10 protein-coding genes are annotated in these 12,932 nt (G+C 57.1%); all 10 read left to right on the top strand.

The annotated features are described in order from the left end of the window. The first annotated feature begins 8 nt into the window (after positions 1-8). A complete protein-coding gene (gene cdsA / locus ABLV04_RS20920) occupies positions 9-866 on the top strand; it encodes a phosphatidate cytidylyltransferase (RefSeq protein WP_023292047.1) in 858 nt (285 codons plus the stop codon). An 11-nt stretch (positions 867-877) separates the two neighbouring features. Continuing rightward, a complete protein-coding gene (gene rseP, locus ABLV04_RS20915) occupies positions 878-2,230 on the top strand; it encodes a sigma E protease regulator RseP (protein WP_004204451.1) in 1,353 nt (450 codons plus the stop codon). Positions 2,231-2,261: 31 nt separating this feature from the next. Further along, positions 2,262-4,691 carry an outer membrane protein assembly factor BamA gene (gene bamA, locus ABLV04_RS20910; protein WP_023292048.1) on the top strand — a complete coding sequence of 810 codons (2,430 nt, stop codon included), beginning with the start codon at positions 2,262-2,264 and terminating at the stop codon, positions 4,689-4,691. 121 nt (positions 4,692-4,812) lie between these two features. Continuing rightward, positions 4,813-5,298, top strand: a complete 486-nt coding sequence (gene skp / locus ABLV04_RS20905) for a molecular chaperone Skp (RefSeq protein WP_002889325.1) — start codon at positions 4,813-4,815, stop codon at positions 5,296-5,298. 3 nt (positions 5,299-5,301) lie between these two features. Continuing rightward, positions 5,302-6,327 (top strand): UDP-3-O-(3-hydroxymyristoyl)glucosamine N-acyltransferase, encoded by a 1,026-nt coding sequence (lpxD, locus tag ABLV04_RS20900; protein WP_032452898.1) that lies wholly within the window; start codon positions 5,302-5,304, stop codon positions 6,325-6,327. A gap of 105 nt (positions 6,328-6,432) precedes the next feature. Next, positions 6,433-6,888: a 3-hydroxyacyl-ACP dehydratase FabZ gene (gene fabZ / locus ABLV04_RS20895; protein ID WP_004145858.1), complete on the top strand. Its 456-nt coding sequence runs from the start codon at positions 6,433-6,435 to the stop codon at positions 6,886-6,888. Between the two features lie 3 nt (positions 6,889-6,891). Beyond that, a complete protein-coding gene (gene lpxA, locus ABLV04_RS20890) occupies positions 6,892-7,680 on the top strand; it encodes an acyl-ACP--UDP-N-acetylglucosamine O-acyltransferase (RefSeq protein ID WP_004204455.1) in 789 nt (262 codons plus the stop codon). Beyond that, on the top strand, positions 7,680-8,831 hold the full coding sequence (gene lpxB, locus ABLV04_RS20885; protein ID WP_135732862.1) for a lipid-A-disaccharide synthase: 1,152 nt from the start codon (positions 7,680-7,682) through the stop codon (positions 8,829-8,831). The genes lpxA and lpxB overlap by 1 nt, the downstream gene beginning before the upstream one ends. Further along, entirely contained in the window at positions 8,828-9,427 is a 600-nt protein-coding gene (rnhB, locus tag ABLV04_RS20880) for a ribonuclease HII (protein WP_004204458.1), read from the top strand. Before lpxB ends, rnhB begins: the two co-directional genes overlap by 4 nt. Before the next feature lie 17 nt (positions 9,428-9,444). Then, positions 9,445-12,927, top strand: coding sequence for a DNA polymerase III subunit alpha (gene dnaE / locus ABLV04_RS20875; RefSeq protein WP_023292051.1), 3,483 nt, complete (start codon positions 9,445-9,447; stop codon positions 12,925-12,927). Positions 12,928-12,932: the final 5 nt, after the last annotated feature.

The raw sequence follows: 12,932 nt of genomic DNA, 5'->3' as shown, positions 1-12,932 counted from the left end.
GGTCACTTTTGCTGAAGTATCGCCTGATATCTGCTTTCGTCTTAATCCCCGTCGTCATTGCGGCGCTGTTTTTATTGCCGCCGATGGGGTTTGCTATCGTGACCCTGGTGGTCTGTATGCTCGCCGCGTGGGAGTGGGGGCAACTGAGCGGTTTCACCTCGACGTCGCAGCGGGTCTGGCTGGCGGTGTTGTGCGGCCTTCTGCTGGCGGCGATGCTGTTTTTGCTGCCGGAATACCATTATGACGTTCATCAACCGATGGTTGAAGGCTCGCTGTGGGCCTCTTTCGCCTGGTGGATCGTCGCGCTGCTGCTGGTGCTCTCTTATCCGGCGTCGGCGGCATTCTGGCGGCACTCGAAAGTGCTGCGCCTTATCTTCGGTATCCTGACCATCGTCCCGTTTTTCTGGGGCATGCTGGCGCTGCGCGCCTGGCACTATACCGATAACCATTACAGCGGCGCGCTGTGGCTCCTGTATGTGATGATTCTGGTCTGGGGCGCGGACTCCGGCGCCTATATGTTTGGCAAAATGTTTGGCAAGCACAAGCTGGCGCCGAAGGTCTCGCCGGGGAAAACCTGGCAGGGCTTTTTTGGTGGTTTGCTGACCGCGGCGGTGATCTCCTGGGCCTACGGGGTGTGGGCCCATCTTGACGTTACGCCAACGGTGCTGCTGGTCTGTTCGGTGGTGGCAGCCCTGGCTTCGGTGCTGGGCGATCTGACGGAAAGTATGTTTAAGCGCGAGGCCGGCATTAAGGATAGCGGGCACTTGATTCCCGGACATGGCGGTATTCTCGATCGTATCGACAGCCTGACGGCGGCGGTGCCGGTCTTCGCCTGTCTGCTACTGTTGGTCTTCAGGACGATTTGACGGAAGGTTATATGCTGAGCGTGCTCTGGAATCTGGCAGCTTTTATCATTGCGCTTGGCGTACTGATTACGGTGCATGAGTTTGGCCATTTTTGGGTAGCGCGCCGCTGCGGTATCCGGGTTGAGCGTTTTTCTATCGGCTTCGGCAAAGCGCTATGGCGGCGGATGGATAAGCAGGGTACGGAGTTCGTCATTGCCCTGATCCCGCTGGGCGGCTATGTCAAGATGCTGGATGAGCGTGTTGAAGCGGTGGCGCCGGAGATGCGCCACTACGCTTTCAATAATAAAACCGTCGGCCAGCGTGCGGCGGTGATTGCCGCCGGTCCCATCGCTAACTTCCTTTTCGCTATCTTTGCCTACTGGTTGGTCTTCATCATCGGCGTTCCTGGAGTTCGCCCGGTAGTGGGTGAAATAACCCCCAATTCGGTTGCCGCGCAAGCACAAATTGCAAAAGGCACGGAACTTAAAGCGATAGATGGTATCGAAACGCCTGATTGGGATGCGGTGCGTCTGCAGCTGGTGGCCAAAATCGGCAACCCGCAAACAATACTTACCGTCGCCCCTTTCGGGACCAATCAGCGCCAGGATAAAATCGTCGATCTGCGGCACTGGGCGTTTGAGCCAGACAAGCAAGATCCCGTGACGTCGCTAGGGATCCAGCCGCGCAGCGCGCAGATTGATACGGTGCTGGCGGAAGTCCAGGCGGGCTCGGCAGCTCAGAAAGCAGGTTTGCAAGCGGGCGACCGGATCGTTAAAGTCGATGGACAACCGTTAACGCAGTGGATGACGTTTGTTAATCTGGTGCGCGATAATCCGGGCAAAGCGCTGGCGCTGGAGATTGAACGGCAGGGGAGTGCGCTGCCGTTAACCCTGACGCCGGATGCAAAAACGGTGAAAGGTAAGGCAGAAGGGTTCGCAGGGGTGGTGCCAAAGGTCATCCCGCTGCCTGAAGAATACAAGACAGTACGTCAGTACGGACCGTTTGCCGCCATCGCTGAAGCCACGGATAAAACCTGGCAGCTGATGTCGCTGACGGTCAGGATGCTGGGTAAATTGATAACCGGTGATGTCAAACTGAACAACCTCAGTGGGCCGATCTCTATCGCTCAGGGGGCTGGAATGTCAGCGGAGTTTGGGTTGATTTATTATCTGATGTTCCTTGCGCTGATTAGCGTGAACCTCGGAATCATCAACCTGTTCCCACTACCCGTACTGGATGGGGGACATCTGCTGTTTTTGGCGATTGAAAAGCTGAAGGGCGGGCCGGTATCCGAGCGAGTTCAAGACTTTAGTTATCGCATTGGCTCAATACTGCTGGTGCTGTTAATGGGGCTTGCACTTTTCAATGATTTCTCTCGGTTATAAGAGAGTTTGTTAGGAAGAACGCATAATAACGATGGCGATGAAAAAGTTGCTCATAGCGTCGCTGCTGTTTAGCAGCGCGACTGTATACGGTGCTGAAGGGTTCGTGGTGAAGGACATTCATTTCGAAGGCTTGCAGCGTGTCGCTGTTGGTGCGGCCCTCCTCAGTATGCCAGTGCGTCCTGGCGATACGGTGACCGACGATGATATCAGTAACACTATTCGCGCGCTGTTTGCCACTGGCAACTTCGAGGACGTCCGCGTCCTGCGCGATGGTGATACCCTGCTGGTGCAGGTGAAAGAGCGTCCGACGATCGCCAGCATCACTTTCTCCGGCAACAAGTCGGTGAAAGATGACATGCTCAAGCAGAACCTTGAGGCCTCTGGCGTTCGGGTGGGCGAGTCGCTTGACCGCACGACCATCGCGGACATCGAGAAGGGTCTCGAGGATTTCTACTACAGCGTCGGTAAATACAGCGCCAGCGTCAAAGCGGTGGTTACCCCGCTGCCGCGAAACCGTGTCGACCTGAAACTGGTCTTCCAGGAAGGCGTCTCCGCTAAAATTCAGCAGATCAACATCGTCGGCAACCATGCGTTTTCGACTGATGAGCTGATCTCCCACTTCCAGCTGCGCGATGAAGTGCCGTGGTGGAACGTGGTCGGCGACCGTAAATACCAGAAGCAGAAGCTGGCGGGCGACCTTGAAACCCTGCGCAGCTACTACCTGGATCGCGGCTATGCCCGTTTCAACATCGATTCTACCCAGGTCAGCCTGACGCCGGATAAGAAAGGGATCTACATCACCGTCAACATCACCGAAGGCGATCAGTACAAGTTTTCCGGGGTGCAGGTGACGGGCAACCTCGCCGGCCATTCCGCGGAAATCGAAGCGCTGACCAAAGTCGAGCCGGGTGAACTGTATAACGGCGCGAAAGTGACCAAGATGGAAAACGACATCAAGAAACTGTTGGGTCGTTATGGTTACGCCTACCCGCGCGTGCAGTCGCAGCCGGAGATCAACGACAGCGATAAAACCGTTAAGCTGCACGTCAACGTCGATGCGGGCAACCGCTATTACGTGCGTAAAATTCGCTTCGAAGGCAACGACACCTCCAAAGATGCCGTTCTGCGCCGCGAAATGCGCCAGATGGAAGGCGCGTGGCTGGGCAGCGACCTCGTCGATCAGGGTAAAGACCGTCTCAACCGTTTAGGCTTCTTCGAAACGGTCGATACCGATACCCAGCGCGTCCCGGGCAGCCCGGACCAGGTCGACGTAGTCTACAAGGTGAAAGAGCGTAACACCGGTAGCTTCAACTTCGGTATCGGTTACGGTACCGAGAGCGGCGTCAGCTTCCAGGCGGGCGTTCAGCAGGATAACTGGTTAGGTACTGGCTATGCTGTCGGGATCAACGGCACCAAAAACGACTACCAAACCTATACCGAGCTGTCGGTGACCAACCCGTACTTCACCGTAGACGGTGTAAGCCTCGGCGGCCGTGTCTTCTATAATGACTTTGATGCGAACGATGCGGATCTGTCTGACTATACCAACAAAAGCTATGGTACAGACATCACGCTGGGCTTCCCGGTCAACGAATACAATACGCTGCGCGCCGGCGTCGGGTATGTGCATAACTCCCTGTCCAATATGCAGCCGCAGGTGGCGATGTGGCGTTACCTGAACTCGATGGGCCAGTATCCGGACAACACCAACGACCGGAACTCGTTCAGTGCGAATGACTTCACCTTCAACTACGGTTGGACCTATAACAAGCTTGACCGCGGCTTCTTCCCAACGGAAGGTTCGCGCGTCAACCTGAACGGTAAAGTGACCATTCCGGGTTCGGACAACGAATACTACAAAGCGACGTTGGATACCGCCACCTATGTGCCGATCGACAACGATCATGAATGGGTGGTGCTGGGTCGTACCCGCTTTGGCTATGGCGATGGTATCGGCGGCAAAGAGATGCCGTTCTATGAGAACTTCTATGCCGGTGGCTCCAGCACCGTGCGTGGCTTCCAGTCGAACACCATTGGTCCGAAGGCAGTGTATTTCCCGGCAAGCAGCCGTCATGACGATGATGACAGCTACGATAATGAATGTAAGAGCACCGAATCCGCACCGTGTAAATCCGATGATGCGGTGGGCGGTAACGCGATGGCGGTGGCCAGCCTGGAGCTGATTACCCCGACGCCGTTCATTAGTGACAAATATGCGAACTCGGTCCGGACTTCCTTCTTCTGGGATATGGGTACCGTATGGGATACTCACTGGGATTCGAGCGCGTATGGCGGTTATCCGGATTACAGCGATCCGAGCAACATCCGTATGTCTGCGGGTATTGCCGTGCAGTGGATGTCGCCGTTGGGGCCGTTGGTCTTCTCCTACGCCCAACCGTTCAAAAAGTACGATGGAGACAAAGCCGAACAGTTCCAGTTTAACATTGGTAAAACCTGGTAATTGTTGGCGGCAATGGAATGCAAGTGCAGTATAGCGCTGACCGTAGGCGATAACGCGTTTATCGCCTCGCCACGCAAATAACGGTACCCCTGGGTACTCATGGGATGGTAAGGAGTTTATTGTGAAAAAGTGGTTATTAGCTGCAGGTCTGGGTTTGGCAATGGTAACTTCCGCTCAGGCGGCAGATAAAATTGCCCTGGTGAACATGAACAGCCTGTTCCAACAGGTTGCCCAGAAAACTGGCGTTTCCAACACGCTGGAAAACGAGTTCAAAGGCCGCGCTAGCGAACTGCAGCGTATGGAAGGCGACCTGCAGTCTAAAATGCAGCGTCTGCAGTCCATGAAGCCGGGCGCCGATCGTACCAAACTGGAAAAAGACGTGATGGCTCAGCGCCAGACCTTCTCCCAGAAAGCGCAGGCGTTTGAACAGGATCGCGCTCGTCGTTCCAACGAAGAGCGTGGCAAACTGGTGACCCGTATCCAGACTGCCGTACAGAGCGTAGCGAAAGATCAGAGCATCGATCTGGTGGTTGACGCGAATGCCGTTGCATACAACAGCAGCGATGTAAAAGACATCACCGCTGATGTGCTGAAACAGGTTAAATAAGTAATGCCTTCAATTCGACTGGCTGATCTTGCGCAGCAGTTGGATGCAGAATTACACGGTGATGGCGATATCGTCATCACCGGCGTTGCGTCCATGCAGAGCGCGAAAACGGGCCAAATCACTTTCATGGTCAACCCTAAGTACCGTGAACACCTGGCCGCTTGCCAGGCTTCTGCCGTTGTGATGACGCAGGATGATTTGCCTTTTGCCCATAGCGCCGCGCTGGTAGTGCGTAATCCCTACCTGACCTACGCGCGCATGGCTCAAATTCTGGATACCACGCCGCAGCCGGCACAGGATATCGCGCCGAGCGCGGTTATCGATCCGACGGCGAAGCTGGGTAGCAACGTTGCCATCGGCGCCAACGCCGTTATCGAATCCGGGGTAGAGCTGGGCGATAACGTGGTCATCGGCGCAGGCTGCTTCGTTGGGAAAAATACGAAAATAGGCGCCGGCTCGCGTTTGTGGGCCAATGTGACCGTTTACCATGAGATTGAGATCGGCGAGAATTGCCTGATCCAGTCCAGCACGGTGATCGGCGCGGATGGCTTCGGCTACGCCAACGATCGCGGCAACTGGGTGAAGATCCCGCAGCTGGGTCGCGTCATTATTGGCGATCGCGTGGAGATCGGCGCCTGCACCACAATTGACCGCGGCGCGCTGGACGATACCGTGATTGGCAACGGGGTTATCATTGATAACCAGTGCCAGATTGCGCATAACGTGGTGATTGGCGACAATACCGCGGTTGCCGGCGGTGTCATCATGGCAGGCAGCCTGAAAATCGGCCGCTACTGCATGATTGGCGGCGCCAGCGTGATTAACGGCCATATGGAAATCTGCGATAAGGTCACCGTCACGGGGATGGGGATGGTGATGCGTCCTATCAGCGAACCTGGCGTATACTCCTCCGGTATTCCGCTGCAGCCGAACAAGGCGTGGCGTAAAACCGCTGCGCTGGTGATGAATATTGACGAGATGAGCAAGCGCCTGAAAGCGATTGAGCGCAAGGTTAATCAACAAGACTAATTCATCATTTGGTCACATGACATTTCCGGCCTGTTGCATTCGCTAAAAGATTGCCGCAGGCCGTGTTATTATTGCCTTTTAGTACATTTAGACAGGAAGAGTATTTTGACTACTGACACTCATACTCTGCACATTGAAGAGATTCTGGAACTTCTGCCTCACCGTTACCCGTTCCTGCTGGTAGACCGCGTGCTGGATTTTGAAGAAGGTCGTTTTCTGCGCGCAGTAAAAAATGTTTCTGTAAACGAGCCGTTTTTCCAGGGGCATTTCCCTGGTAAGCCGATTTTGCCGGGCGTCCTGATTCTGGAAGCAATGGCGCAGGCCACCGGGATTCTGGCATTCAAAAGCGTTGGAAAACTGGAACCAGGCGAGCTGTATTACTTCGCGGGTATCGATGAAGCACGTTTCAAACGCCCGGTAGTACCAGGCGATCAGATGATTATGGAAGTCACTTTCGAGAAAACCCGCCGCGGCCTGACCCGTTTCAAAGGCGTTGCGCTGGTTGACGGTAAAGTGGTTTGCGAAGCGACGATGATGTGTGCGCGTAGCCGGGAGGCCTGATACGTGATTGATAAAACCGCTTTTGTTCATCCTACCGCCATTGTTGAAGAAGGCGCCGTGATTGGCGCTAACGTCCACATTGGTCCGTTTTGTATTGTTGGCGCCAACGTCGAAATCGGCGAGGGCACCGTACTGAAGTCTCACGTTGTCGTTAACGGCCACACCAAAATCGGCCGTGACAACGAGATCTATCAGTTCGCTTCCATCGGCGAAGTTAACCAGGATCTGAAATATGCTGGCGAACCAACCCGGGTGGAAATTGGCGATCGCAACCGCATTCGCGAAAGCGTCACCATTCATCGCGGCACAGTACAGGGCGGTGGATTAACAAAGGTGGGCAACGATAACCTGCTGATGATCAACGCCCACGTGGCGCACGATTGTACGCTTGGCGATCGCTGCATCCTGGCCAATAACGCGACGCTCGCGGGCCATGTTTCGCTGGATGATTATGTCATTATCGGCGGCATGACTGCGGTGCACCAGTTCTGCGTCATTGGCTCACACGTTATGGTTGGCGGCTGCTCCGGCGTAGCGCAGGACGTTCCGCCGTTCGTGATTGCCCAGGGCAACCACGCGACTCCGTTCGGCGTCAACATCGAAGGCCTGAAACGCCGCGGCTTCAGCCGGGAAGCGATTACCGCGATCCGCAACGCGTATAAACTGCTGTACCGCAGCGGCAAGACGCTGGAAGAAGCCAAGCCGGAGATCGCCGAACTGGCGACTCAGCATCCTGAAGTTCAGCCGTTTGTCGATTTCTTCGCCCGCTCTACCCGCGGCTTGATTCGTTAATGGCTGAACAGCGTCCCCTGACGATTGCCCTGGTCGCCGGAGAAACCTCCGGCGATATTCTTGGCGCCGGCCTCATCCGCGCCCTCAAAGCACGCATCCCGAATGCGCGCTTTGTCGGCGTGGCGGGACCGCTGATGCAGGCGGAAGGGTGTGAAGCCTGGTACGAAATGGAAGAGCTGGCGGTGATGGGTATTGTTGAAGTGCTCGGTCGCCTGCGTCGCTTACTCCATATTCGCGCCGATTTGACCCGCCGCTTCGGCGAGCTGCGTCCTGATGTTTTCGTCGGTATCGACGCCCCTGACTTCAATATTACCCTCGAAGGGAATCTGAAAAAGCAGGGCATCAAAACCATTCACTACGTCAGCCCATCGGTCTGGGCCTGGCGACAAAAACGCGTTTTCAAAATCGGCAGATCCACCGATCTGGTGCTGGCCTTTCTGCCTTTCGAAAAAGCGTTTTATGACAAATTTAACGTTCCCTGCCGCTTTATCGGCCATACCATGGCGGATGCGATGGCGCTGGATCCTGACAAAGGCGCCGCGCGCGACCGGTTAGGGATCCCGCACGACGTGCGTTGCCTGGCGCTGTTGCCCGGTAGCCGCGGCGCGGAAGTCGAAATGCTCAGTGCGGACTTCCTGAAAACCGCGCAGCTTCTGCGGGCTACCTATCCCGATCTGCAGGTGGTGGTGCCGCTGGTTAATGCTAAACGGCGGGAGCAGTTTGAGCGAATTAAAGCTGAGACGGCGCCGGATATGATCGTGCATATGCTGGACGGCCAGGCGCGCGATGCGATGATCGCCAGCGACGCCGCGCTGCTGGCCTCCGGGACGGCGGCGCTGGAGTGTATGCTGGCGAAATGCCCGATGGTGGTTGGCTATCGCATGAAGCCGTTCACCTTCTGGCTGGCGAAGCGGTTGGTTAAAACCGACTACGTCTCGTTGCCGAACCTGCTGGCCGGGCGCGAGCTGGTTAAAGAGCTGCTGCAGGATGAGTGCGAGCCGCAGGCGCTGGCTGCCGCCCTGCAGCCGCTGCTGGCCGATGGCAAAACCAGCCATGAGATGCATGAGACATTCCGCGCGCTGCATCAGCAGATCCGCTGCAACGCCGATGAGCAGGCGGCGGACGCCGTACTGGAGTTAGCAAAACAATGATGGAGTTCGTCTATCCGCATACCCATCTGGTTGCCGGCGTCGATGAGGTCGGGCGTGGCCCCCTGGTTGGCGCGGTGGTGACCGCGGCGGTGATCCTCGATCCGGCGAAGCCGATTGTGGGTCTGAATGATTCCAAAAAACTCAGCGAGAAGCGTCGACTGGCGCTCTTCGATGAGATTAAAGAGAAAGCGCTGTGCTGGAGCCTTGGGCGCGCCGAGCCGCATGAGATCGATGAGCTGAATATCCTGCATGCCACTATGCTGGCGATGCAGCGCGCCGTCGCCGGCCTGAGCATTGTGCCCGAGTTTGTTCTGATCGATGGCAACCGCTGTCCGTCGCTACCGATGCCCTCCCTGGCGGTGGTGAAAGGCGACAGCCGGGTGGCAGAAATCAGCGCAGCGTCTATTCTGGCAAAAGTCACTCGTGACGCCGAAATGGCCACGCTGGACCTCGCATTTCCCCACTACGGATTTGCCCAGCATAAAGGCTATCCCACCGCTGTTCACCTGCAGAAGCTGCAGGAACACGGCGCAACAGAGCATCACCGGCGCAGTTTCGGCCCGGTGAAGCGTGCCCTGGGCCTGGCGTCCAACTAAGTCACCGGGATCTAAAGATGGCTGAACCACGTTTCGTACACCTGCGGGTGCACAGCGACTATTCCATGATCGATGGGCTGGCAAAGACCGGGCCGCTGGTCAAGAAGGCGGCCTCGCTTGGCATGCCAGCGCTGGCGATCACCGATTTCACCAACCTCTGCGGGCTGGTGAAGTTCTACGGGACGGGACACGGCGCGGGGATTAAGCCGATCGTCGGCGCCGATTTCCACGTGCAGTGCGACCTGCTCGGCGACGAATTTACCGAGCTGACCGTGCTGGCGGCGAACAACACCGGCTACCAGAACCTGACTCTGCTGATTTCCCGCGCCTATCAGCGCGGCTACGGCGCCCTGGGGCCGTGGATCGATCGCGACTGGCTGGTGGAACATCAGGAAGGGCTGATTCTGCTCTCCGGCGGCCGTAAAGGCGACGTCGGCGTCAGCCTGATCCGCGGCAACATGCCGCTGGTTGAGCAGTGCGTCTCCTTCTATGAAGAGCATTTCCCGGATCGCTATTTTCTGGAGCTGATCCGCACCGGTCGTCAGGATGAAGAGAGTTATCTCCATGCCGCCGTGGCGCTGGCGGAAGCGCGTGGTCTGCCGGTGGTGGCGACCAACGATGTCCGCTTCCTCGACACTGGCGACTTTGACGCCCATGAAATCCGCGTCGCTATTCACGACGGCTTCACCCTCGACGACCCGAAACGGCCGCGCAACTACTCGCCACAGCAATATATGCGCAGCGAGGAGGAGATGTGCGAGCTGTTCGCCGATATTCCGGAAGCGCTGGCAAACAGCGTCGAGATCGCCAAACGCTGCAACGTCACCGTGCGGCTTGGCGAATATTTCCTGCCGCAGTTCCCGACCGGCGATATGACCACGGAAGATTTCCTGGTGATGAAATCGAAAGAGGGTCTGGAAGAGCGGCTGGAATTCCTCTTCCCGGATCCGGAAGTGCGCGCGAAGCGCCGGCCGGAATACGACGAGCGTCTGGATATCGAGCTGCAGGTGATCAACCAGATGGGTTTCCCCGGCTACTTCCTGATCGTGATGGAGTTTATCCAGTGGTCGAAGGATAACGGCGTGCCGGTCGGCCCGGGCCGCGGTTCCGGCGCCGGCTCGCTGGTGGCCTACGCGCTGAAGATCACCGATCTTGACCCGCTGGAATTCGACCTGCTGTTCGAACGTTTCCTCAACCCGGAACGTGTTTCGATGCCCGACTTCGACGTCGACTTCTGCATGGAGAAACGCGACCAGGTTATCGAGCACGTGGCGGATATGTATGGCCGCGACGCGGTATCGCAGATCATCACCTTCGGTACCATGGCGGCGAAGGCGGTCATCCGCGACGTGGGTCGCGTGCTGGGTCACCCGTACGGCTTTGTCGACCGCATCTCCAAGCTGGTGCCGCCCGATCCGGGCATGACGCTGGCGAAAGCCTTCGAGGCCGAGCCGCAGCTGCCGGAGATCTACGAGGCGGACGAAGAAGTGAAAGCGCTGATCGACATGGCGCGTAAGCTGGAAGGGGTGACGCGAAACGCCGGTAAGCATGCGGGCGGCGTGGTTATCGCGCCGACCAAAATCACCGACTTCGCCCCGCTGTATTGCGATGAGCAGGGGCTGCATCCGGTTACCCAGTTTGACAAGAACGACGTGGAATACGCCGGGCTGGTGAAATTCGACTTCCTCGGTCTGCGTACGCTCACTATCATTAACTGGGCGCTGGAGATGATTAACAAGCGCCGTGAGAAGAACGGCGAAGGGCCGCTGGATATCGCCGCCATCCCGCTGGATGACAAGAAAAGCTTCGACATGCTGCAGCGCTCGGAAACCACCGCGGTCTTCCAGCTTGAATCGCGCGGCATGAAAGATCTGATTAAACGCCTGCAGCCGGACTGCTTCGAAGATATGATCGCGCTGGTGGCCCTGTTCCGCCCGGGCCCGCTGCAGTCGGGGATGGTAGATAACTTTATCGACCGTAAGCACGGCCGCGAAGAGATCTCGTATCCGGACGTACAGTGGCAGCATGAAAGCCTGAAACCGGTGCTGGAGCCGACCTACGGCATCATCCTGTACCAGGAACAGGTCATGCAGATTGCCCAGGTGCTGTCCGGATATACCCTCGGCGGCGCGGATATGCTGCGTCGTGCGATGGGTAAGAAAAAGCCGGAGGAGATGGCCAAGCAGCGTTCTATCTTTGAGGATGGGGCGAAGAAAAACGGCGTTGATGGCGAGCTGGCGATGAAAATCTTCGACCTGGTGGAGAAATTCGCCGGTTACGGGTTTAACAAATCGCACTCCGCCGCATACGCGCTGGTTTCTTACCAGACGCTGTGGCTTAAGGCGCACTATCCGGCTGAGTTTATGGCGGCGGTAATGACCGCCGATATGGACAACACCGAAAAGGTCGTTGGCCTGGTGGACGAATGCTGGCGTATGGGGCTGAAAATTTTGCCCCCGGATATTAACTCCGGCCTGTACCATTTCCACGTCAACGACGACGGCGAGATCGTCTACGGTATCGGCGCCATCAAGGGCGTCGGCGAAGGGCCGATCGAAGCGATCATTGAGGCGCGCAACAACGGCGGTTATTTCCGCGAGCTGTTCGACCTCTGCGCGCGAACCGATATTAAAAAGCTCAACCGTCGGGTGCTGGAAAAACTGATTATGTCCGGGGCGTTCGATCGTCTCGGTCCGCATCGCGCGGCGCTGATGAATTCACTGGGCGATGCGCTGAAAGCCGCCGATCAGCACGCCAAAGCCGAGGCCATCGGCCAGGCCGATATGTTCGGCGTGCTGGCGGAAGAGCCTGAGCAGATTGAACAGTCCTACGCCAGCTGCCAGCCGTGGCCTGAGCAGGTGGTGCTGGATGGTGAAAGGGAGACCCTGGGGCTGTACCTGACCGGGCACCCGATTAACCAGTATCTGAAAGAGATTGAGCGCTACGTCGGCGGCGTGAGGCTCAAAGACATGCATCCGACCGATCGTGGAAAAGTGACCACGGCGGCGGGGCTGGTGATTGCGGCGCGGGTAATGGTCACCAAGCGCGGCAATCGTATCGGCATCTGTACCCTGGATGACCGTTCCGGGCGGCTGGAGGTGATGTTATTCACCGACGCGCTGGATAAATATCAGCAGTTGCTGGAAAAAGACCGCATACTTATCGTCAGCGGACAGGTCAGCTTTGATGACTTTAGCGGGGGGCTTAAAATGACCGCCCGTGAAGTCATGGACATTGACGAAGCCCGGGAAAAATATGCTCGCGGGCTTGCTATCTCGCTGACGGACAGGCAAATTGATGACCAGCTTTTAAACCGACTCCGTCAGTCTCTGGAACCCCACCGTTCGGGAACCATTCCAGTGCACCTCTACTATCAGAGGGCGGATGCACGCGCGCGGTTGCGTTTCGGCGCAACATGGCGCGTCTCTCCGAGCGATCGTTTACTCAACGATCTGCGTGGCCTTATCGGCTCGGAGCAGGTGGAACTGGAGTTTGACTAATACAG

The sequence above is a fragment of the Klebsiella sp. JN_Kp127 genome (genome assembly GCF_040062505.1).
Lineage (GTDB): Bacteria > Pseudomonadota > Gammaproteobacteria > Enterobacterales > Enterobacteriaceae > Klebsiella > Klebsiella quasipneumoniae.
This window is presented reverse-complemented; position numbering and strand designations above follow the sequence as displayed.

Excerpts from the sequence above, each read along its gene's own strand:
- lpxD (WP_032452898.1), top strand. The coding sequence starts at position 5,302 with ATGCCTTCAATTCGACTGGCTGATCTTGCGCAGCAGTTGGATGCAGAA.
- rseP (WP_004204451.1), top strand. The coding sequence starts at position 878 with ATGCTGAGCGTGCTCTGGAATCTGGCAGCTTTTATCATTGCGCTTGGC.
- bamA (WP_023292048.1), top strand. The coding sequence starts at position 2,262 with ATGGCGATGAAAAAGTTGCTCATAGCGTCGCTGCTGTTTAGCAGCGCG.
- lpxB (WP_135732862.1), top strand. The coding sequence starts at position 7,680 with ATGGCTGAACAGCGTCCCCTGACGATTGCCCTGGTCGCCGGAGAAACC.
- dnaE (WP_023292051.1), top strand. The coding sequence starts at position 9,445 with ATGGCTGAACCACGTTTCGTACACCTGCGGGTGCACAGCGACTATTCC.
- rnhB (WP_004204458.1), top strand. The coding sequence starts at position 8,828 with ATGATGGAGTTCGTCTATCCGCATACCCATCTGGTTGCCGGCGTCGAT.